Source organism: Delftia sp. 60, from assembly GCF_002754395.1.
GTDB classification, from domain to species: Bacteria; Pseudomonadota; Gammaproteobacteria; order Burkholderiales; family Burkholderiaceae_C; genus Comamonas; species Comamonas acidovorans.
Genome location: NZ_PEFD01000001.1, coordinates 3875144 through 3897067, shown reverse-complemented (window position 1 = coordinate 3897067; position 21924 = coordinate 3875144). Strand labels below are relative to the sequence as shown.

Genomic DNA, 21924 nt, shown 5'->3' with positions numbered 1-21924 from the left:
CTTGCTCGTTTTTTCCAAAGGACTGTCTGTGTTCCCTCTCCTGCTGCTGGCTTTCGGTGTGCTTGCCGGCGTGACCACCGTGCTCTTCGGCTTTGGCGGCGGCTTCGTGGCCGTTCCGCTGCTTTATGCGCTGCTGACCTCCATCCACGGCGCGGACTCCGCCATTGGCCAGGCTGCCATGCACATTGCCGTGGCCACCTCCACCTGCGTGATGATTTTTGGCGCCTCCATGGCCACGCTGCGCCAGCACCGCGCGGGCGCCCTGCCCTGGGATCAGGTACGGCCACTGGCCGGCTTCATCGCGGCCGGCGCCGTGGCGGGCGCAGCGGCCGCCACCTGGATCAGCGGGGAATGGGTGCGCTGGGCCTTCATCGCCTACCTGGCCCTAACCATCGCCGACGCGCTGCTGCGCCCGGGCTTCGTGCACGGCACCGCCGTCGGCATGCAACCAATGGGCCGTCGGGCGGCGGCCACGGCGGGCCTGGCCATTGGTGCGATCGCGGCCTTCCTGGGCGTGGGCGGAAGCGTGATGACCGTGCCGTTGATGCGCCGACGCGGCGCCAGCATGGCGGCCGCCACGGCCATGGCCAGCCCGCTGTCCCTGCCCATGGCCGTGGCGGGCACCGCTGCCTACATGCTGGCATCGCGGGGCGCGGGGCTGGGTCCCTGGCATGTGGGCTATGTGGACCTGCAGGCCTTTGCGCTGCTGACGGCCGGATCGTGGACGGGCATCAGGCTGGCGGCCCCGCTGATCGGCCGCATTCCCGATGCCCTGCATGCCAAGGCCTACCTGGCCCTGCTGGGCCTGGTGCTGCTGGTCATGATCGTGGCCTGAGCGCTGCGCTCAACCCTCCTGGAAGATCGCCTCGATCCGGGTCTCGAACACCCGGGCAATGGCGAATGCCAGCGGCAGGCTGGGGTCGTAGCGGCCCGTCTCGATCGCGTTCACGGTCTGGCGCGACACGCCCAGCAGGTCCGCCAGCGCAGCCTGGCTCCAGCCGCGCTCGGCGCGCAGTTCGCGGATGGTGTTTTTCATCGCAGGGCCACCCCAAGATGAAAAAGCACCCCCTTGGGGGGCAGCGGACCTTGCGCAGCAAGGGTAGCGTGGGGGTCATTTCTCATCGCAGGGCGACCTTGGCGAAGCGGCTCATCGGCTGCGCAGCCAGTGGGCCACCGAGGCAGCCACCCAGAGCGCACCCATCAAGGGCCACACCATGAACATGCTGAGCTTGGGAAAACCTGCCATTTCCAGGAATCCGTAGGTGAAGGTGAGGCCCGCCGTACCCGCCGCTGCAATCGCCAGCTGCTCCAGCATGGACTTGCGCAGGAACTCGTCGGTATCGCGCACCAGCCGCACGATGGCCCGCACGGCCAGCGCAAACGCCAGCATGGGGCTCAGCAGCAGCGCTGTGCGCAGGGCCCCGGCCTGCATGTCGGCGCTGAGCAAAAGCGCCCCCACAAGCAGCGCCATGTAGAGCAGCAGCGCAAATCCCAGCTCCTTCTGGTAGCGGCGGTTGGTGACGGTTGTTTGATTCATGGAAGTATCTCGCAATGTGTAAAGGATGCTTGACATTGTGCGATGCCATCCGCGGACATGTCAAGCAAGCTTTACATCGGTACTGAACGCCCCGCCGTACAATCGCCGCCGTTGGTGCCAGCAGCCCCAGGGGCTGCGGTTAAACGGGAAACATGGGGCGGCCAGATAAAGCCGCCCGCATGTACTGCCCCCGCAACAGTGAGTGAAACGCCGCGTGCATTGCACCGGCCCCCGCCAAACCCGTGCCACTGGGCCCTGAGCCCGGGAAGGCCTTGGCGAGTGCGTCACCAGTCTGGATACCGGCCAACAGGCGGCCGGCCGCGCATGCAGCGCAGCCGGTCTTTTTGGTTTCCGTGCCGGCGGGGTCGCTGGCGCGCAACTGGCTCGCATCCATGCACACCCTCGCCCTCGCGCGCGCCCCTGGCGCCGCTCTTCGCTCGCCCTCGGCGTTTCCCGTACTGCGCACGTTGTCCGCCCTGGCTGCGGCCTCGCTGCTGGCCTGCCAGGCCCAAGCACAGGTACAACAGGCACAACAGGCGCAGCGCGCACAGACCTCCCAGCTCGATACCGTGGTCGTCACCGCCTCGCGCAGCGAGCAGTCCCTGCGCACCGTCACGGCCGACATGACCGTGATCGACGCCGAGACCATTGCCCGCAGCGGCGCCACGGGCGTGGCCGACCTGCTGGTGCAGGTGCCGGGCGTGCAGATCAACCGCAATGGCGGGCCGGGCCAGGTCACCTCGGTCTACCTGCGCGGCACCAGCAACCAGCACACTGCCGTATTCATCGACGGCGTGCGCTACAGCTCGCAGGAGCTGCAGGGCGGCGCGGTCTGGTCCACGCTGCCACTGGCGCAGATCGAGCGCATCGAGGTGCTGCGCGGCCCGGCCGCCGCCATCTATGGCTCAGACGCCATGGGCGGCGTGATCCAGATCTTCACCAAGCGGGCGGACGGCCAGACCCGCGCCTATGCCGAGGCGGGCATAGGCAACCAGGGCACCAGCAAGCTGGCCACGGGATTTCAGGGCGGGGCCAACGGCTTCACCTACGGGCTGAACCTGGCGGACGAGCGCAGTGACGGCTTCGACGTCTACCCCGGCAACACCTTCTCGCCCAATCCGGACAAGGATGGCTACAGCAACACCTCACTGGGCCTGAACGCGGGCTACAAAACGGGCATCCACCAGATCGATGCCAGCCTGCTGCACAGCCGCCTGCGCACCCACTACGACCAGAGCCCACCGCCGTTCGACGACTACGACGTGGTCAAGAACACCACCGGCAGCCTGCGCTGGCAGGCCGGCTGGAACGCCATGTACAAGAGCGTGGTCCAGATCTCCCATACCGACAGCCAAAGCGACCGCCACACCCAGTCGCCCGAAAGCGCCAAGGGCCGCTCCACCAACTACCTGCTGCAGAACCTGTTCACGCTGGGCCAGCACCGTTTCAACATCGACCTGGAGCGCCGCGAGGACAAGCTGGACACGCAATACGCCTGGACGCAGAACACCGACAGCCGGCGCGTGCAGAACTCCCTGTCGGCCGGCTGGCGCCTGACCGAGGGGCGCCACCAGTTCGACGCCAACCTGCGCCACGACCAGGTGCGCGACCAGCAGAACAAGACCACGGGCGGCCTGGGCTACGGCCTGCAGATCGACGAGCGCTGGCGCTGGGTGGCATCGGCCGGCACGGCCTTCAGAACTCCCACGCTGTACGAACGCTTCACGGGCCAGGCGGCGGCCGACCTCAAGCCCGAAAGCAGCACCAACGTGGAAACCGGCCTGCACTATGCGGCCGGAGCCAACCGCCTCTCGGCCGTGGTCTACCGCAACAAGTTCAAGAACCTCATCACCTACGACTGGAACAGCGCCCTTCCCTGCAACTGCTACCGCAACTGGCAGAGCGTGGAAATCACCGGCCTGACGCTGGCGGGCAGCACGCGCCTGGGCAGCGCCAACCTGGGCGCCTCGCTGGACTTCATGAACCCCGAGAACCTGGAGACCGGCAAGCTGCTGCCCTACCGCTCCAAGCGCATGCTCAAGCTCAATGCCGACACCCAGGCTGCCGGCTGGACGCTGGGCGGCGAAGCGCAGCTGTACAGCGGCCGCTACGCAGACGAGGCGAACACCCTGCAACTAGGCGGTTACGGCGTGGTCAACCTCTACGCCCAGCGCCAGCTGACCAGGCAATGGACGCTGCTGGCCCGCGTCAACAACATCGCCGACCGCGACTACGCACCCACGCGCGGCTATGCGAACGCAGGCCGCACCGTGTTCGTCAGCGTGCGCTGGACTCCCCTGCCCTGACCCCATGCATCTGCTTCTGCACCTGCTTTTGCGCCTGCTTTCGCGCGCGCCCCGCATCCTGCTGCTGACCGCCGCCCTGGCCTGCGCAGGCGGCGCGGGCAACGCCTTTGCGCAAAAGGCGGCGGATACGGGAACGGGCGGGGCAACCACTGCCTACACCGTCACCGACATGCGCGGGCGGCAGGTGCGCCTGGAGCGGGTGCCGCAGCGCATCGTCTCGCTGCTGCCCTCGCTGACCGAATCGCTGTGCGCGCTGGACGCCTGCGCGCGCATCGTGGGCGTGGACGAATTCTCCAACCACCCGGCCCGCGTGGCCGCCCTGCCCAAGCTGGGCCACACCTTTGCCCCGCTGGTCGAGGCCACCGTGCGGCTCAGGCCCGACGTGGTGCTGATGGCGTATTCCGCACCCGTCATCGCGCAGCTGGAGCGCTTCGGCATTCCTGTGCTGGCGCTGGACGCCAATGACATGGCGCAGCTGGAGCAGGTGCTGCACAAGCTCGACCAGCTGCTGCAGGTGCAGCGCGCCAACGCCCTGCTGGCGCGCATGCAGGCCGAGGTGGACCAGCAGGCCAAGGCGCTGGCTGCGCAAGCGCCCGCCGGGCAGAAGGTGTATTTCGAAGTGGACGCCACGCCTTACGCGGCGGGGCCGGACTCCTTCATAGGCCAGTTGCTGCAGCGCCTGGGCGCGCGCAATGTGCTGCCGCAGAACCTGGGTCCCTTCCCCCGCATCACGCCCGAATACGTGCTGCGCCAGCAGCCAGAACTCATCATCCACACGCCGCAGACGCCATCGGCCAGCTTTGCCACCCGCCCCGGCTGGAGCCGCATGCCCGCCGTGCGTTCCGGCCGCATCTGTGCGCTGGACCTGGTCGAGACGGACGTGGTCTCCCGCCCCGGCCCGCGCCTGGGCGAGGCGGCGCGGGCGCTGGCCCGCTGCCTGGAGATGCGGGGCACGGCGCCGCGTTGACTTCGCTGGCCAGAGCTTGACCCGCTTGGCCGATAGCCTTGCCTACTCCAGCACCACGGCCGTGCCGCTGGCAGACACCATCAACATGCCGTTGCCCTGGCCCAGCACCTCGTAATCCAGGTCCACCCCACCACGGCATTGGCGCCCAGTTCCTGGGCGCGTTCCTCCAGCTCCTTGAGCGCAATCTCGCGCGCCCGCTGCAACTCGCGCTCATAGGTGGCCGACCGCCCACCCACGATGTCGCGCAGCCCGGCAAACAAGTCCTTGAACACATTGGCGCCCAAAATTGCCTCTCCCGCGACCACGCCGCAGTAGCGGGTGATGCGGCGGCCTTCGATCTGGGGGGTGGTGGTGATGATCATGAGAAATCCTCGGTGGTGAGTGACGGAGATGGGCCTTGAGCGCCAAGCGGGCAAGAGGCAGGCGCAAGGCAGGACTGAACGGGGCAGTCTGCCATAGGCGTGGGGTATCATCGCCTTCAGGTGCTGAACACACCTTTTGTTAGCCGGTCCGCCACTCTCGAAAGCAGTGGCGTTTTCTCGTCCATAGGATTCGTGCGCCTGCGCGCGCCTGTTTTATGGCCGGGTAGCGCGCAGTCATAAAAGACCTTTCGAGGGAAAGCTGCGGGCGGAGCTAGCACCGTGTTCAAGTACCCGGCCACCTCTCTGAACAGGAGGTGAAGTTGAACGAAACGCTAGGAGGCCTCTATGGCTGCTTTCTTTGTGGGCGTGTCAACGCCCTTTCTCGTTCCAATTTACATAGCGCCGCAGGTCTCGGACCGGCATGCCACTTCTTGCCCGCTCTCCGCGCTCTGCGCCAGACCAGTTCGTTGAGGATGCGCCATGTTGTACTTTCAGATTTCAGAAGACGAGTTCAACAAGCTGAATCGTGTGCATGATCAATTGGGACTGATCTCCAGCTTATTAATTGGTGCCTATCCTGGAAATGCCCTGGAAGTTGTTGAAACCGATCAGCTGCTCGCGTTCATCAATGCGCAGATTGAGACTATGGAATTGCTTACGGGAGCGGTTAGGCAGCGAGGGGTGATGAAGGAATTGCTTGCTCGCTGAGCAGTTCCCCCCTGCAGCGATACTTCCCAACCATTTCGATCCATAGATGCCTCGCCGACTAACCTGCTCGGCAAGGCATCGCCGCCCTAGGCGGGCTCTGAAATTTTGTAGCCGTTAGTTTTACAGATTGCAGGTTGGATGATGCAAATGAAAGCTAAGCGGATCTGATTTTTTCTCTTGCCTCGCATATCGACCGGAATGGTGTCTTGCACCTGCTTGTTTTCAGGTGCTTGCCAAAGTTGTAGCTTTGAAGGAGTGCCTGGATTGACTGCTCCCTGCCAGCCGTAGCGGTAGTACAGGCCTTGCATTCTTGTAAGCAATGGGTGCAGGCCTTGCGGGTCCACATCGTTGAGCGGGTTGTTTGCCAGATACCCAAACCGATTCCACCCACCCTCCAACCCGATCGGGTCCGCCTGGATGTATCTCCCCGTCGCCGCATCGTAGTACCGGTGCAGGTTGTACGACAGCCCCGTCTCTTCATCAAACACCTGACCCGGATACCACAGATCAAACTTCACCGCCTGTGCATAGCTGGGACCGCTGACCGTCTGGCCGTAGCCACGGTCGCCCGTGGTGGGACGCACTTCGCCAAACCCCGAGATCAGCCATTGCCAGGCCACCTGCCCCTGCTGGTTGGTCAGGCGCCTGGGGGTGTTCAGGTGGTCCGTGTGGATGGCGTACAGGCGGCCGTTGATCTCTGCCGCAATGGGCATGGGGCCGCTGGCCGTGGGCAGATAGGTGCTCTTGATTTGCCAGTCTGAGCTACCGAGTTGCCCTTCTCATGACAATGGATCTAGCCAAAATTGGTTCGCCTACATTTTAAATGCACTTCAATAAAATATTTCAACAATCTGTATTTTCAGCAATTTTACCGATAGCAAAAACCCTGTAACCACTAATTAACTCTATTAACTGCCCCCTCGACAACCATTCAGCATCAATCTCGGAGTACATTTTGCAGCGGGCTTTACCCCTGAAAGTCTCTTCATTATAAGATATTAACTCAATCTCTGCATCATTAGAACACTCCAAGTAAGCGCTAATATATTTTTGCCAACGCACAGTCATACGAATGCCGTCACATGGGCCAAATGAAGAACCACCAAAATCTGATGGCACCCAGAGAAAATCAATAGAGAATACTATTTTCATAACTTAAGGCATTGAAATAAATGGAAGATCGCCACATTGTACACAAAACCCAGGCCCAGTATTATCTATATTCAGATGCTTATAACTTCTCTCGTATACATTAAGAGGTATTTTGGCTTTAATAACTTGATTCAAATCAAAAATATCTCGGAGCTTATTTGCACCAGCCAATGACTCAGAAAACCATTTATCTTCCATAGAGCGGCCACCAGGATGAGGGCGGAATCCGTATAAAGCAATATCACCAGCTTCGGCATTGGAAACCGCGCGATAGCCGTATATATAATCAGCGCCTCCTCGACCAGCACAAAACGCCCCTGACTCCACTCCCTCAGAGATCCCCCGCGCAATCGGCAGCATCCTCGAAACACCCGTCGGAATCTGCGCCACCAGCGGGCTGATCGCCGCAGGCGATGCCACCGCCCCGTTGACCCCCGACGCCCCGGCAATGAACTCCGTGATCGCCGGACCGTACCGGTAGTAAAGCCCCCGTCCCACCTCTGCGATCCTGTTCAACGCAACAACAACATTCAATCCATCCGGATCAATCGCATTGAGCGGATCACCCCCCACATACCCAAACCGATTCCACCCACCCTCCAACCCCATCGGGTCCGCCTGGATGTATCTTCCCGTCGCCGCATCGTAGTACCTATGCAGGTTGTACGACAGCCCCGTCTCTTCATCAAACACCTGCCCCGGATGCCGCAGATCGAACTTCACCGCCTGCGCATAGCTGGGGCCGCTGACCGTCTGGCCGTAGCCACGGTCGCCCGTGGTGGGACGCACTTCTCCAAACCCCGAGATCAGCCACTGCCAGGCCACCTGTCCCTGCTGGTTGGTCAGCCGCCTGGGGGTGTTCAGATGGTCCGTGTGGATGGCATACAGCCGGCCGTTGATTTCTGCCGCAATGGGCATGGGGCCGCTGGCCGTGGGCAGGTAGATGATTTCCGTGCTGTCGCTCTGGCCTGCCGGAGATGCGCTGTTGGCGCTGCGCTGGTTGGCGTACTGGCCCAGCACGGTGCTGCCTATGCCGTCTTCGGCATACAGGGTCTGCAGCGTGGCCGGTTGACCTGCGCCCCGAGCATCGCTCTTGAGCACGCGCTGGCCCAGGGCGTTGTAGACGTAGCTGACGGCTCTTGCGTCGGCAGCGTCTGCGTATTCACCGGCCTTGGCGATGCGGCCGTCCGCGCCGTAGTGCAGGTGGTTGTCGCCCTTCTTGACCAGGGCGCCCGCAGCGTCGTAGCTGAAAGTCACGTTGCTGTTCTGCGCCACGCTGCCCGGGCGCTGCAGCGTCTGGGCATAGCTTTGCAGGCGGTTGGTGCCCGCAGCCGTCTGGTAGTTGCGCTGCAGCGTGGAGGTGCCCGATGCCAGGGCATTGCTGTAGTGCACCTGGGTGCGGTTGCCATTGACGTCCCAGGCGTAGCCGGAGGCGCTGAGCTCGATGGTGTCGGCCAGGCTCCAGCCCGTGGGCAGGGTAAGGCCCGCAGGCGCGCTGTGCGCGCTGGCAGTCAGGCGCCCCACGGCGTCGTAGCTGAAGGCGCTGGACAGCTTGGCCTGCTGGGCTGCGGCCGTACCCGGCAGCATGTGCTGCTGCTGGATGAGGCTGATGCGGCCTGCGGCATCCCAGGTCAGGTTCAGCAGCGTGCTGCTGGCCAGTTGGCCTGCGGTGTTGTAGCCACGCTGCTCGGCCAGGGCCGCCGTGGCGCCGGGCTGCTGCACAAAGCCCGTCCATTGCCAGGCCGTGGGCTGGCCCAGCGGGCTCCAGGTCACGCCGGTGACCAGGGGCTGGCCGTTCCACTGCAGACCCGTGATCTGGCCTGTGCTGTCATACAGGTAGGTGGCCTGCTTGCCACTGGGGTAGGTGATGCTTTGCAGTTCTCCGCCACCGCCCTGCCCAGCAGGTACATAGGAGTGGATCAGCGACCTGGTGTCGCCATTGGCAAGGATCTGGCTCTTGCGCAGCACCCGGCCCAGGATGTCGCGCTGGTATTGGGTGGTGACGCCGGGGTCCCGGATTTCGCTGAGGTGGCCCGTGCTGGCCTTGGGGGCGCCGGGGCCGTTGTAGGTGGTGCCGGGCAGGTCGTAGCGCATCGTGGAGATTGCCGTGCTGCCGTACTGGAGTTGGGTGGGGCGGCCCAGGGCGTCGCGCTGCACGGCGAGGGTGCGGCCTGCGGCGTCCTTGGCGGTCGCGATCAGGCCCAGGGCGTCATAGGTAGCGGTGATGTTGCCGGCGTCGGGGGTGGCTTCGGCCTTGGCGTTGCCCAGGGCGTCGCGGGTGTAGGTGGTGGTGACGCCTTTGAAGTCCTGGGCGGCGGTGACGGCGTCCAGGGCGTTGTAGCTGAGTGTGGCGCTTGCGTTGAGAGGGTCGGTGATTTTGGTGAGGCGGCGCAGACCATCGACGTCCAGCGTGGTGGTCTGCCCCAGGCCGTTGCTGGCCGTGGCCAGATCGCCGTTGGCGTCATAGGTCAAAGCAGTACTTTGGTTGCCGCCTATGGTTTCGCTGCTGATGCGATTGATGCCGTTGATGGAGCGCTGCATCTGCAGGGCTGTCTGGGCCGCGCTGTCCTTGATGAGCTCACTGGTGCGGTTGTCCCACTGGTCCAGAACGTACTGGCCGGAGTTGCCACGGTTGTCGCTCCAGCGATTGATGCGCCGGGCGTCGTCATATTGGTAGGTGATGGCATGGCCGTTGGCGAAGGTGATCGTGCCCAGCCTGTCATTGGGCAGGTAGGTCAACGTGGTTTGCTGCCCGCCGACGCTGACGCGCGTGAGCTGCCCCCGGGGGTTGTAGCTGTAGCTGCGCTCCAGGCCCGAAGGGGCCATGGCCGTCAGGATCCGGCCCGCGCCATCATGGGCGAACTGGTGGACATGTCCCAGGGCGTTGGTGACCTTGTTGCGGTTGCCCCGGGTGTCATAGCCAAGCAGGGTCTGGCCGGCAGCATCGGTATAGGTCTCGGGCAGGCCCTGGGCGTTGTAGCTCCAAGCGCTTGAGTAGGTGGTATTGCTGGCGTTGTCCGTAAGGGCGGCGCCCACCAGTCTGCCGCCACCGCCGTAGCTGAGCTTGGTCGTGCGGCCGGTCTCCGTGATAAGAGTGGGCAAGGCCAGGGTGTCATGCCAATCAATTTGAGTGCTTTGGGCCTCCGTGCGATTGGAAGCAGCCACAACCTTGGTGATCAATTGGCGATTGGCATTCCACTGGTAGGAAGTTCTGTTCCCTTTAAAGTCTTCGATATAGGCTGGAAGAAGATCAGCATTCAACTCCTCCTTGAACTTTGCCCAGAAAGTGGCCTTGCTCTGCCCGACCAAGCGCACGCCGGCAGCCGATCCTTGGTAGTGGCGCGTGGCGCCGTTGCCATCCGGGGCTGTCGTGGTGACCGAAGCTTTGTACCAGTTGGGATCGTCAGCGCCGGGGGCCACCAGCATGCCTGCCGTTCCTATACTGGCAGCGCCTGAATAAGAGACGCTGTAGACACCGCTTACCCCAGCCTTTGATGTGTGTTTGAGCGAGCCATTGGAGTTATAAACAAATCCCAGCACCTGATTACCCTGGGAATCGCCAATGGCAGTCAAGAGGCCCGGAGAAACACTACTTTCGTAGCTGTATGTTCGAGTCTGAAAGCCATTTACCTTGACGGAACTGAGATTTCCCTTCGCGTCGTAGTCATAGCTCACTGTATTGCCGTCAGGCAATGCAACGGAATTTAGCTTGCCATCTGCCCGGTAACCAAAACCCACCTGTCGACCGAAGGAATTTGTCACAGACAAAACCTTGCCGTCATTTTGCAATATGTTGTAGTACCAGCCATTGCGCAAAGTGACGTTAGTCAGCCAACCCTGACTGTCGAAGTTCCACCAACTGTCGTCGCTGGCGCGATAGTACTTCCAACTTCCTCCCACCGAACCCAATAACAAATCAGGCCCAGTGGCGGCATGCCATGGAGATTGCTCGCCAGGCTCTTTCAGAAATAGCACTGAACTGGCATCGGGCAGCAGGATGCTGATGCTGGAAGGGTGGCCTGATCTATATTCCGTAGGCAGCTTGAGGCGTCCCGACCAAGAGTGTACCCAGCCTTTACCCATGCCAATATCTGCATCTTCATCAGGGCCGCCAAAACTTCGGTAGATATGGCTGACAGTGAGTGGGTTGGGGCTTTGATCTATCCAATCCGTTTGGACCTGGAAATTCTCGGGACCTGAGGGAATGCTTTGTGCCTTGGCAAAGTTAAAAAATAGACAAAATACACCCAAGACGACCAACGAGCGAGAGCACGACTTCAATGGAAAAATCGACAGCTTGCGCAGAATTTTCAGATTTTTATTCATAGTTTGTCTTTAAATAACACAATCATCAACGGCAATTCAAGTGCTTCACCCGGCACCCTCCAACAATTCACTCACATTAAATTCAATAAAACTCTTTCAAAGGCACTTACCCGCATTAGAAATCACGCCGCCTACAAGATGCAGGGATTCTTCATCAACACTCAAATCACTCATCAATACTTTGATATTCTTCTTGGCCACTTCAATGCATTTTGAGCATTCCGCCTTCATTTCCACAGTTGTGGATTTTAGGTATGGCGGAATATACAACAATTGAGCCTCACCGTTGACATTGGTTTTTAATGAGAAATTTTGAAATGAGGCAGAACCTTCTTCTTTTAGGCTAATCGACACGTCAGTGAAGGCAGCAGGCTTACCACCACGTCGAACCAAAATATCTTGCATGATAGGCCCAGCCAAAGAAGGCAGTGATTGCGTAACTTCCGGCCCACTGATCTTGATTTCCCACAACCCCTTCTTGCTGCAAACCCTGACATCATCCGGCACTCTATTTGCAGGTAAAAATCCGGCCTCGCATTCTTCTTCGACCAAATATCTGGTGATATAAAATTGATCCGTCAATTCCCTTGGCGTTGCACACGATATAGGACCAGGCTCTGGGTAAGGACTTCCTTCTTGAGAAACAACCGTGCCCCAATTCTGGGATTGGATCTCATGCAGCCTCAATGCCGATATATCTCCAGACCAATTCCCATAAGGCCCTTCCAATCTCAATGGCTTGCATTGCTTAGAGCTCCCACTATCCCAGTAAGCACTCATAAACCCCATGCGCCACCTTAGAGCTTCCTCGGGAGAAGAATAGTTTGCAGCATGAGATGCTGTTCCACCGCACGAAACGGTCGAGGGATAGCCAGGCACGCAAAAATCTCCGGCCTTATGTCCATATCGCAAATATATTTCCCTTGGAATGCAATTATCAAATTCAGGGTTGCAACAACTCGCTTCATTGGGATATGTGGCGCAATAATTCTGCGCCATCGACGGGACCGACATCAAACCAGACAAGGACACTATAAGAATATTAATCAATCTCATATTAGATAGCTAGAGCGTTTTATGAACTTCTGGCAGAAACCAAGTACCTGCATGGCCGCGAGCTACATCGGCACTGCAAAAACCAGAGTGGGACAACTGCCTTTACATAGGCATCAGTCGCATGGAGAGCACACGAGCATACTGCTTGAGCTGCGCTGCAGATGAGAGACGCAACATGTGAGATCCGAACTCCACGCAGAGCACGGCAAAGCCTTTTCTCGAGATCTGGAATGGGACTCCCGGCAGATAGCGTCTGGCATTGCACCAGTTCGGACCATCTTGTTCGACGACAATCCAGTAGGCCATGGTTTCGGCACGTCAGTCTTCAAAGAATTCGAACCATTGGCGAAGCGCTGTCACAGGCCATCGCCTTCAGCGGTATACAAGGGGTGGATTGTGTCGCAAACAAGGGAAAGCCATGGTCACAAACGAGTCAAAAAATTGGCGAAAACTTCTACGCCAATTTCGACTGCATCATGCTCGACACCGGCGGCATCCATATCGGCAACGACGTGCTGCTGGCCCGGGGCGTGGGTATCTACACGCCCAACCATTCGGTCCATGCCGCCGAGAGCGCGGCAGGTGGCTGTTTTCCAGGCAGGTGCGGATTGCCAGCCGGGTCTGGATTGGCACGGGCTGCCACCTGAACCCGGGAGTGAACATTGGCGACGTTTCCATCATCGGTTCGGGCAGCGTGGTCACGAAGGACATTCCGCCGGGCGTGATAGCCGCAGGGGTGCCCTGCCGCGTCGGGCATGCGATCACGGATGCGGACAAGACCGTTTTCTTGCCTAGGTCTGCGCCCCTCGGCACAGCAAAGAGCTCTGACGGGCAAGCAGCTTTTTGTCGCCCGGCATGACCCTGAAGACAGGCATGTCTCGCCCGAACAGCCCCATAATCTGGCTTCAAAAATTTCGCACCCCTATGACACAGTCCCTCAAAGAACTCCTTGCGGCCAAGGCCGCGCTGGACATGGAAATTGCCAAGGCCCGCACCTCGGCGGCCGACGCTGCCCTGTCCAAAGTCCAGAAGCTGGTGACCGATTTCGGATTCACCCAGCAGCAAGTGTTCCCCTACATCCCTGAAAAAACCAGTGCGCCGGCGAAGTATCGCGATCCGGCCACGGGAGCGACGTGGACAGGTCGAGGCAAGCCTCCGAACTGGATCAAGGACCAGGATCGCGAAGACTTCCTCATCGAAAGCAAACCTGAAGCGGCCCAAGGCCCGTTTCTCGCCGAAATGGCGGCAGCGGCAGCTCGCAACTGAAAGCGCTGCACACGGCGGCACGCAGGATGCCGTGCGGTGCGGTGGAGTTCCGATGCGAAGGAATCTGTGCCTTCCGAAAAAAAGCCCTCTGAGCATTCAGCGGGCTTTTTTTCCGGCCTGCGCCGGCAGCGTAGTCACTGCCGGCATCTTTCGAGGGCGTGCATCGCGCTCCGGCAGGGGGATCAGCCGGGCCTTTGCGGCACCGCCAGCGCTCAGGCGTGGCTGACCGGGCAGCTGCCTGCCTTGCCCATGATGCTGTCGGCAGGCGCCTGCGCGCGGTCATTCAGGCCGTAGTCGCGCAGCACCTGGGTGACGCGCACGCGGTAGTCCTTGAAGATCTTGTCGCGGCCCGCGCGCTGGGCGCTGAGGTGGGCTTCCACGTTGCGCCACTGGACAACGGCTTCCTCGTCGCGCCAGGTGGTGACGGACATGACTTTCTCGGGGTTGAGCGTGCTCTGGAAGCACTCCACGGAGATGAACCCCTCCATGGGCTTCAGCATGGGGGTGAGCTTGTTGACCAGGTCCACATAGGTCTGGTTCTGGCCGGGCAAGGCCTGCAGTTCGAACAGTACGACAACCATCTTCAACTCTCCTTTTTTTCGGGAACAGAGATTCCGGCGCCGCGCAGCGCGGCTCCGGCGTGGGGGGAAATGGGTGAATGAGCGGCGCCGCAGGTTCAGCGGCTGCGCTCCAGGTTGGTCAGCCAGGTGGCCAGCACATCGCGCGCGGCCAGGGTCAGCAGGCCGCCGTATTTCTGGGCATCGGCGCGCAGCGTGCGCGGGTCCACCTTGGCCATGCCGAGCTCACAGGCATGGCCGACCAGCCAGCGCTCCAGCCGGGCCGCGTCGGCCTCCAGATGGAATTGCAGGCCCAGCACCTGCGGGCCCACGGCGAAGGCCTGGTTGGCGCCGATGGCGGTGCCGGCCAGGTGCACGGCGCCTTCGGGAATGTCGAACTGGTCGCCATGCCAATGGAGCACGGGCACGCCGTCCAGTTTGGCGAGGGGCGAGGCCAGGCCCGCATCGGTAAGCATGAGCGGAGAAAAGCCGATTTCCTTGACGCCCAGCGGATAGACCCTGGCGCCCAGCGCGCGCGCAATGAGCTGCGCGCCCAGGCAGATGCCCAGCAGCGGCTTGCCGCTGTCCAGCCAGCGGCGCACGGCCGCCAGCTCCTGGGCGACGAAGGGATAAAGCGCCTCGTCATAGGCACCTATGGGCCCGCCCAGCACGACCAGCAGGTCGGCGCGGCCCAGGTCCAGGGTGTCAAGCTCGCCGATGCTGGGATCGACGTACTGCACTTCGTAGCCGCGGCTGGCGAACTCGGCATGCAGGGTGCCCAGGTCTTCGAAGTGGATGTGGCGCAGCGCGATGGCTTTTTTCATGGGAGGAACTCAGGTGGATACAGGAGGGTGGCTTGGAACGTGCGGAGCCCGTCAGGCGCCGGGTTTGAGATCGACGTGGATATGGCCTGCCGAGGGGAAGGTGCAGCAGGCCAAGGCATAGCCGGCTTCCTTTTCCCTGTCGCTGAGGCAAAAGTCCGCCTCCAACCGTGAACTACCTCCGGTGATGCGGATGCGGCAGCTGCCGCAGATGCCGGCCCGGCACTGGCTGCGGATGGCAATGCCCACGCCTTCCAGGATTTCCAGCAGGCTTTTGCCGGACGCGGCTTCGACAATCTGCCCGCTGTGCGCGATCTGCAGCTGGCATGCCTGCGCGGTCTCGCCTGGCTGGGCAGTGGATGCGACGGGCGGCGTGAAGGCCTCGATGTGCTGTATGGCAACGGGAAAGCAGGCCCGCGCATGCTCGCGAAAGGTCTGCGCAAAGGCGTGGCCGCCGCAGATGACCACCGCCTGGGGCTGGCCCAGCGCCAGCAGGGACTGCGGCGAGGGGCGGCCCGGCACGAAGGGGCCGTGGGCGGCGATGTCTTCGCGCGTGATGTGGATACGCAGGTCGAACCAGGGGGCCGTTTCGCACAGCTGCTGCAGCTCCTGCAGGAACGGAATGTCGGCCATGCGCGCAAAGCACAGCAGCAGCGTGGTGCGCGGCACGCGCTGGCCCTGCTGCCGCAGCCGATCCAGTTCGCGCAGCAGCGCCAGCGGCAGGGTCAGGCCGATGCCGCCGGCCAGCATGACCAGGGAGTCCAGGCCCAGCACCAGGTCGGCCGTGATGTCACCGGCCACGTGGCCGAGCGGCAGCGTGGAGCCTGCGCGCAGCACCGCATGCATGTGGTCGGAGACGCTGCCCCGGCCCGAGCTTTTGACGGCAATGTCGAACTGGCCGGCGCCGTCGTGCTCGCTGCAGGGCTCGTAGCGGGTGATGGAGTACAGCCGCTGCTGCACGGCGCCATTGGCGTCGGCATGCTCGATGGCCACATGCCGGCCGGGCCGCAGGCCGCCGAGGAACTGCGCCGAGGCGCCCTGCACGCGCAGGGTGTAGACCATGACGCCGCCCGCCTCTGCCCGTGCCGCGGCGCAGCGCGCCAGCGTGCCGCCTGCCTGGAGGGCGGCGCTCATGCCTGCATCTCCTCGAGGACCGAGGACACCAGCGCCACGCTGCCGCCCAGGTTGCGGCCCGCCAGGCCGATGCGGTCGATCAGGCTTTGCACCGAGTCGGTGTAGACGCCGATCTCGTTGCTGTCGCCCACGTCGTGCAGGATGTCGCGCGCATGCGGCATGCCGACCATGGTGAAGACGGTGGACCAGGCGCCCAGCTCGTTGTTGGCGAACATCTGCACGGTCTTGAGGATGATGGAGCGCAGGTAGCTGCGCTCGCGGTTGCTCAGGCCCTGGACAATGTCGGTGGCCACCGAGCTGAAGACGCTGGAATGGCTCCATTCGTCCACGGCGTGGGTGCGGGTGACTTCATGGCAGATGGGCTGGATGCTGCGGTCCTCGGCCATGGTCTTGAGGTAGTCGGTGATCAGGGTCTCGCTGGCGCAGGCAATGGCGAAGCGGGCCAGGCGGCGCTCCCATTCCGCGCCGCACTGCGCCAGCACGCCGTTGCGCCAGCCGACGAGGTTGAAGTCCGCGTAGTCCAGCGGCGCCAGGCCGCGCATCTCGTAGATGTAGTTGCAGGCCATGATGGACATGCGGGTGTGCAGGGCCTCGTCCAGCAGGGCCTGGGACATGACGTCCTGCAGCAGCGCACGGTTGGCGCTGGGCGGCGGGGTCTTGATGATGTCCTCGCAGGCCGGCGTGACCACGTTGCACTCGATGTAGATGGTCTTGAGGTTGTAGATGCCCCAGGCGTAGGACAGGCATTGGTCGCGCAGGTGCTGTGGCGCCTCCACCCATGCCTGGTGGTCGCGAAACGGCAGCAGCGAGGCGGTGAAGTCCTGCCGGGCGGGGTCGAACGCCAAGCCGCAGTAATCAGGCAGGTCCTGATTCACGGCCGCTCTTGACTTCCAGAGCAGGGACAGCTTTTTGAGCGCATCGCGCACGGCGTCATCTGTCCGAGAGATATCGAGATTCATTTTTCAACTCCGTGTGATTGAACTTGATTGATCTGAGTCAAATCGCCTATTCCCTCCCCCCGCTTTCTCCATCTGCCGCAATCACCAATGGCGCTGCAAATAGCGCTTCAAATTTCGCTGCAGATGGTAGATACGTTGTCATGGATTTCTTCACTCTGTCATATTCCGCCTTGAATCAATCTACCCGACTGCAGATTTCGGATGATTCGTGGCGGTATTGGATCTCATGACTTTCAACGTCTGGCGGCGAATTCTATGGAGAGAGCATGGATTCAAACAGACCTATTTTCGTCAATGAACCAGACCGCTTTTTTCAACGGTTTACATTGGCATGCCACCTTAATTGGTCTGCTCACCCGCTGAAACATGGTCGGAATCAAGGCAGCTGCACTTTGTAGACTGCCCATTACCGATGCGCCCTGGTTTCCAAATCACTCCATAACCCGGACGCTGCCGATTCCCGTGCTTCAGCGCCTCCAAGACAGCCAATGCGACATGGACGATTTATCGCTCCCCAAAATCAATTCACTGGATCTTCAACAGGCAGACAGCGAGGCCTGGGATGCCATCGCGGCCGAGCGGATTCGCCAGTCGCGCTCGATTGAATTGATTGCCTCTGAAAACTTCGTGAGCCGCGCGGTGATGGAGGCGCAGGGCTCGGTGCTGACCAACAAATACGCAGAGGGCTACCCGGGCGTGCGCTACTACGGCGGCTGCGCCAATGCCGATGCCGTGGAGAACTTGGCCATTGCGCGTGCCAAGGCGCTGTTCGGCTGCGCGCACGCCAACGTGCAGCCGCACTCGGGCAGCCAGGCCAACCAGGGCGTGTACTTGGCGTTCCTGGAGCCCGGCGACAAGATCATGGGGCTGGACCTGCGCTCGGGCGGGCACCTGACGCATGGCTCCCGCGTGAGCGTGTCGGGCAAGTGGTTCCAGTCCATCAGCTACGAGGTGGACGCCCGCTCCCAGCGCATCGACATGGACCAGGTGCGGCGCATTGCGCTGAAGGAGCGGCCCAGGCTCATCATTGCCGGTGGCTCGGCCTATTCACGGCAGATGGACTGGGCCGAGTTCCGGCGCATTGCCGACCGGGTGGGCGCCATCTTCATGGCCGACATCGCGCACGTGGCGGGGCTGGTGGCCGCAGGCGTGTTCCCCTCCCCCGTGGAGCACGCCCACGTGACCACGACCACCACGCACAAGACGCTGCGCGGGCCGCGCGGCGGCATGATCCTCTCGGCCGACGCCGAGATCGCCAGGCGCATAGACGCCGCCGTGTTCCCGGGCCTGCAGTCCGGGCCGCTGATGCATGTGGTGGCGGCCAAGGCGGTGGCGCTGGGCGAGGCGCTCAAGCCTGCCTTTCGCACCTATGCGCGGGCCGTGGTGGACAACGCCCGCGTGCTGTGCGACCGGCTTTCGCAGGGCGGACTGTCCGTGGTGTCCGCAGGCACGGACTGCCATCTGGGCGTGATCGACCTGCGCCCCTGGGAGCTGACGGGCAAGGCCGCCGAAACGGCGCTGGAGCAGATCGGCATCACGGTCAACAAGAACGCCGTGCCCGGCGATGGCGCGCGGCCGCTGGTGACCTCGGGCATCCGCGTGGGCAGCGCGGCCTGCACCACGCGCGGCATGGGCGCCGACGAGTTCCGCGAGATCGGCGACATGATTCTTGCCACGCTGGGCGGCATACGCAGCGGCACCATGAACGCGCGCACGCTCAAGTCCATCCACGAAGGCGTGTCCGACCTGACCGGGCGCTTTCCCCTGCCCTATTGAGGCATGCAGCGTCCGGCTTCTCCCAACCTGTCAGGGTTTTCGCAGCGCGTTGGCCAGGCGCAGCACGGCGGCCTCGATCTCGTAGGCCGTGAGCGAGGCATAGCCCAGCAGCCAGCCCGGCTGCCGCTGCTCGCCCGCGTACAGGCGGCTGAGCCCCTGCAGCAGCACGCCGGCCGCGGCGGCGCGGCGGATGGTGTCTTCCTCGGACCAGCCGGGCTCCAGCAGACAGGGCACCTGCATGCCGCCCTGGGGCCGTGGCGCGGTGACGATGCCGGCCAGGTGCCTGCCTATGGATTCGAGGATGACCTCGCGCCGCCCCGCGTACAGCTTGCGCATGGCCCGCACGTGGGAGTTGTAGTGGCCGTCTTCCATGAAGCGCGCCAGCGTCAGCTGCTGGATCTGGGGCGTGTGCCCGTCCATGATGCTGCGCGCCTGGACAAAGGCGCGCACCAGCTCCTGCGGCAAGGCCATGTAGCCCATGCGCAGGCCCGGGTACAGGGTCTTGCCGAAGGTGCCGATGTAGATGGTGCGCCCGTGCTTGTCCAGGCCTTGCACGCAGGCGGTGGGCATGCCGTCGTAGTGGAATTCGCTGTCGTAGTCGTCCTCGATGATCCAGCGCCCGCTCTCAAACGCCCAGCGGATCAGGTCCAGCCGCCGCTCCAGCTGCATGGTGACGCCCGTGGGGTACTGGTGCGATGGCGTGACGTAAACGCAGGTGGCGCCGCTGCGGTCGGCATGCAGCAGGTCGGTGCGTATGCCTTGCGCGTCCACGTCGATGGGCAGGACCTTGGCCTCGGCCGACTCGAAGGCCTTGCGGGCGCCGAAGTAGCCGGGGTTCTCCAGCAGGATGGGCCGGCCCGCATCCACCAGCAGCTGCGCACACAGGAACAGCGCCTGCCGCGTGCTGCTGAGCACCACGATCTGCCCGGCGTCCACCTTGGCGCCGCGCTCCAGGTTGAGGTAGGTGGCAATGGCCTTGCGCAGCGGCTCGGCGCCCTGCGGGTCGCCGTGCAGCAGGACGCTGGCACGGTAGTCCTTGAGCGCCTGGCGCTGCAGCCGCTCCCAGACATCGGTGGGAAAGGTGCGCGTCTCGGGCAGGCCGGTGGCAAAGGCCCGAATGGTCTGCTGGTCGGCGATGCCGCCGCCGTCAACAATGGCCTGGCCGCGCCGGCTCAGGCCGGCACCGGCCCTGCCCGCTGCGGCCACCTGGGCGCTGCGCTCGTGCTCGGGCGACCGGCCGCGCCGCGCCGCCCGGCCCCGCAGCTCGGTGCCGATGGTCTCGGACACATAGCTGCCCGATCCCTGGCGCCGCACGATGAAGCCGTCGCGGTGCAGCTGGGTGTAGGCGTTCTCCACCGTGTCGCGGGCAATGCCCAGCGAGTCGGCCAGCGAGCGCGTGGCCGGCAGCTTCAGGCCCGGCAGCAGCGCCCCATCCAGGATCAGCGCACGCATGGCGCGCTGCACCCGCTGGTGCAGGTCCAGCTGGCGCAGGTCGGCATCTCCCATGCGGATCTTCAGGGTCTCAAGCTCGAAGGTCTTGCTCATGCGGTCTGCCGCCTTTCATCTCATTGCACCTCTTGGGCAGGCCATTGTACTGACGCAAATGCTGCGCGCCCATTGCAAAGTGGTCTGCAACAAGAGAGCGAAGTGTATGGATCATTCAGTCCACTTCGGCGCTCAAATACCCCTTTCTTCAGACAGCCAGGAATCCAACCCCCAAGGAAAACGAGAAGACCATGCCTTCATCAGACACACACTCACCCCTTCGCTTCAGCGACCTCATCCACCCCGTGGTGGCCGGGCTGATCTCGGTCATCGTCAACTACGGCGGCACCTTCATCCTGGTGTTCCAGGCCGCCAAGGTGGCCGGCCTGAGCCCGGAACTCACGGCTTCGTGGGTGTGGTCGATTTCGATTGGCGTGGGCGTCACCGGGCTGGTGCTCAGCTGGCTCTCGCGCGAGCCCATCATCACGGCCTGGTCCACGCCGGCCGCCGCCTTCCTGGTGACGGCCCTGGCCACCACGCCGTATGCCGAGGCCGTGGGCGCCTATGTGGTGTCGGCCGCGGCCTTCGTGGTGCTGGGACTGTCGGGCTGGTTCGAGCGCGTGATCCGGCTGATTCCGCCCGGCGTGGCCTCGGGCCTGCTGGCGGGCATCCTGCTGCAGTTCGGCATCAAGGCCTTTGGCGGCATGAGCGTGGACCCGCTGCTGGCCGGCCTGCTGATCGTGGCCTATGTGCTGCTCAAGCGGCTGACGGCGCGCTATGCGGTGGTCGGCATCCTGGCGCTGGGCCTGGCATTCCTGCTGGCGCAGGACCGTGTGGACCTGTCCGGGCTGCAGCTGCGCTTTGCCGCGCCCGTGTTCACGCGGCCGGAATTCACGCTCAATGCCCTGCTCAGCGTGGCTCTGCCGCTGTTTCTGATCACGCTGACCGGCCAGTACATGCCCGGCATGCTGGTGCTGCGCAACGATGGCTTCAAGACCAGCGCCAACCCCATCGTCACGCTGACGGGCCTGGGCTCGCTGCTGATGGCGCCGTTCGGCTCGCACGCCTTCAACATCGCCGCCATCACGGCCGCCATCTGCACGGGCAAGGAGGCGCATGAAGAGCCGTCCAGGCGCTGGATCGCAGGCATCGCTGCGGGCGTGTTCTACATCCTGGTGGGCGTGTTCGGCGTCACGCTGGCGGCCGTGTTCATGGCGTTCCCGGCCACCTTCATCACCACGCTGGCCGGCCTGGCGCTGCTGGGCACCATCGGCGGCAGCCTGGCCAATGCGCTGGCCGACGCCAAAACCCGCGAGGCCTCGCTGATCACCTTCCTGGCCGCCGCCGCCAACATTTCCATGCTGGGCATAGGCGGCGCCTTCTGGGGCCTGGTCATCGGCCTGGTGGCCCATGCCGTGCTCAACGGCCAGTGGCCGCGCCGGGCCGCCCGCAGCGAGGCGGGCACCGGCAACGTGCCCGCCGCCGATGCCGCCATCAAAAGGAGCTGAAACC

Annotated in this window: 20 protein-coding genes, 1 pseudogene and 1 riboswitch; of the genes and pseudogenes, 9 read left to right on the top strand and 12 right to left on the bottom strand. The window is 63.0% G+C overall.

Annotated elements, in window-relative coordinates:
* Window positions 1-28 precede the first annotated feature (28 nt).
* Complete coding sequence (locus CLV01_RS17690) at window positions 29-835, top strand: sulfite exporter TauE/SafE family protein (protein ID WP_099733652.1); 807 nt, start codon at window positions 29-31, stop codon at window positions 833-835.
* A 9-nt stretch (window positions 836-844) separates the two neighbouring features.
* Here the strand turns inward: CLV01_RS17690 and CLV01_RS17685 are convergent, their stop codons facing one another.
* Both CLV01_RS17685 and CLV01_RS17680 read right to left on the bottom strand, forming a co-directional pair.
* Window positions 845-1036, bottom strand: coding sequence for a helix-turn-helix transcriptional regulator (locus CLV01_RS17685; protein ID WP_013802457.1), 192 nt, complete (start codon window positions 1034-1036; stop codon window positions 845-847).
* A gap of 111 nt (window positions 1037-1147) precedes the next feature.
* On the bottom strand, window positions 1148-1537 hold the full coding sequence (locus CLV01_RS17680; RefSeq protein WP_017406629.1) for a hypothetical protein: 390 nt from the start codon (window positions 1535-1537) through the stop codon (window positions 1148-1150).
* A gap of 96 nt (window positions 1538-1633) precedes the next feature.
* Window positions 1634-1859, top strand: a riboswitch (cobalamin riboswitch).
* Between the two features lie 70 nt (window positions 1860-1929).
* Here CLV01_RS17680 and CLV01_RS17675 point away from each other — a divergent pair.
* Window positions 1930-3843, top strand: coding sequence for a TonB-dependent receptor domain-containing protein (locus CLV01_RS17675; protein ID WP_099735116.1), 1914 nt, complete (start codon window positions 1930-1932; stop codon window positions 3841-3843).
* Window positions 3844-3859: 16 nt separating this feature from the next.
* Entirely contained in the window at window positions 3860-4810 is a 951-nt protein-coding gene (locus CLV01_RS17670) for an ABC transporter substrate-binding protein (RefSeq protein WP_099735117.1), read from the top strand.
* Window positions 4811-4852: 42 nt separating this feature from the next.
* Here CLV01_RS17670 and CLV01_RS17665 read toward each other — a convergent pair.
* Window positions 4853-5172 (bottom strand): annotated as a pseudogene (locus CLV01_RS17665) (heavy metal-binding domain-containing protein).
* 480 nt (window positions 5173-5652) lie between these two features.
* On the opposite strand from CLV01_RS17665, the gene CLV01_RS17660 reads away from it, so the two are divergent.
* Entirely contained in the window at window positions 5653-5880 is a 228-nt protein-coding gene (locus tag CLV01_RS17660) for a hypothetical protein (protein ID WP_017406633.1), read from the top strand.
* Window positions 5881-5966: 86 nt separating this feature from the next.
* Here CLV01_RS17660 and CLV01_RS29330 read toward each other — a convergent pair whose 3' ends face one another.
* The 4 genes from CLV01_RS29330 to CLV01_RS28870 all read right to left on the bottom strand — a co-directional run bounded on the left by CLV01_RS29330 (window position 5967) and on the right by CLV01_RS28870 (window position 12357).
* Window positions 5967-6593, bottom strand: a complete 627-nt coding sequence (locus CLV01_RS29330; protein WP_218968191.1) for an RHS repeat domain-containing protein — start codon at window positions 6591-6593, stop codon at window positions 5967-5969.
* Window positions 6594-6723: 130 nt separating this feature from the next.
* Window positions 6724-7032 (bottom strand): hypothetical protein, encoded by a 309-nt coding sequence (locus CLV01_RS28875; RefSeq protein WP_143290027.1) that lies wholly within the window; start codon window positions 7030-7032, stop codon window positions 6724-6726.
* A 3-nt stretch (window positions 7033-7035) separates the two neighbouring features.
* A complete protein-coding gene (locus tag CLV01_RS17645; RefSeq protein WP_143290028.1) occupies window positions 7036-11358 on the bottom strand; it encodes an RHS repeat-associated core domain-containing protein in 4323 nt (1440 codons plus the stop codon).
* 96 nt (window positions 11359-11454) lie between these two features.
* Window positions 11455-12357 (bottom strand): hypothetical protein, encoded by a 903-nt coding sequence (locus CLV01_RS28870; protein WP_218968190.1) that lies wholly within the window; start codon window positions 12355-12357, stop codon window positions 11455-11457.
* A gap of 287 nt (window positions 12358-12644) precedes the next feature.
* On the opposite strand from CLV01_RS28870, the gene CLV01_RS29660 reads away from it, so the two are divergent.
* From CLV01_RS29660 to CLV01_RS17635, 3 genes are all read left to right on the top strand, one after another.
* Window positions 12645-13061 (top strand): hypothetical protein, encoded by a 417-nt coding sequence (locus tag CLV01_RS29660; RefSeq protein WP_257221607.1) that lies wholly within the window; start codon window positions 12645-12647, stop codon window positions 13059-13061.
* Window positions 13016-13273: a hypothetical protein gene (locus CLV01_RS29920; RefSeq protein WP_373681061.1), complete on the top strand. Its 258-nt coding sequence runs from the start codon at window positions 13016-13018 to the stop codon at window positions 13271-13273. The genes CLV01_RS29660 and CLV01_RS29920 overlap by 46 nt, the downstream gene beginning before the upstream one ends.
* A 65-nt stretch (window positions 13274-13338) precedes the next feature.
* The gene (locus CLV01_RS17635; protein WP_013802462.1) at window positions 13339-13680 is read left to right on the top strand and encodes an H-NS histone family protein; all 342 of its coding nucleotides are present in this window, start codon (window positions 13339-13341) and stop codon (window positions 13678-13680) included.
* A 212-nt stretch (window positions 13681-13892) separates the two neighbouring features.
* Here CLV01_RS17635 and CLV01_RS17630 read toward each other — a convergent pair whose 3' ends face one another.
* From CLV01_RS17630 to CLV01_RS17615, 4 genes are all read right to left on the bottom strand, one after another.
* Window positions 13893-14261 (bottom strand): antibiotic biosynthesis monooxygenase family protein, encoded by a 369-nt coding sequence (locus CLV01_RS17630; protein ID WP_012205544.1) that lies wholly within the window; start codon window positions 14259-14261, stop codon window positions 13893-13895.
* Window positions 14262-14356: 95 nt separating this feature from the next.
* Window positions 14357-15061, bottom strand: a complete 705-nt coding sequence (locus tag CLV01_RS17625) for a glutamine amidotransferase (protein WP_099733654.1) — start codon at window positions 15059-15061, stop codon at window positions 14357-14359.
* A gap of 51 nt (window positions 15062-15112) precedes the next feature.
* The gene (locus CLV01_RS17620; protein ID WP_099733655.1) at window positions 15113-16192 is read right to left on the bottom strand and encodes a 2Fe-2S iron-sulfur cluster-binding protein; all 1080 of its coding nucleotides are present in this window, start codon (window positions 16190-16192) and stop codon (window positions 15113-15115) included.
* Window positions 16189-17151, bottom strand: a complete 963-nt coding sequence (locus CLV01_RS17615) for an AurF N-oxygenase family protein (protein ID WP_012205541.1) — start codon at window positions 17149-17151, stop codon at window positions 16189-16191. The genes CLV01_RS17620 and CLV01_RS17615 overlap by 4 nt, the downstream gene beginning before the upstream one ends.
* Window positions 17152-17646: 495 nt before the next feature.
* Between CLV01_RS17615 and CLV01_RS17610 the strand changes: the two genes are divergently transcribed.
* A complete protein-coding gene (locus CLV01_RS17610; RefSeq protein ID WP_170962038.1) occupies window positions 17647-18927 on the top strand; it encodes a serine hydroxymethyltransferase in 1281 nt (426 codons plus the stop codon).
* Window positions 18928-18957: 30 nt separating this feature from the next.
* Here CLV01_RS17610 and pdxR read toward each other — a convergent pair whose 3' ends face one another.
* Window positions 18958-20472, bottom strand: a complete 1515-nt coding sequence (gene pdxR, locus CLV01_RS17605; RefSeq protein ID WP_034393446.1) for a MocR-like pyridoxine biosynthesis transcription factor PdxR — start codon at window positions 20470-20472, stop codon at window positions 18958-18960.
* A gap of 191 nt (window positions 20473-20663) precedes the next feature.
* Here pdxR and CLV01_RS17600 point away from each other — a divergent pair, with 191 nt between their 5' ends.
* Window positions 20664-21920, top strand: coding sequence for a benzoate/H(+) symporter BenE family transporter (locus tag CLV01_RS17600; protein WP_012205538.1), 1257 nt, complete (start codon window positions 20664-20666; stop codon window positions 21918-21920).
* Window positions 21921-21924 lie beyond the last annotated feature (4 nt).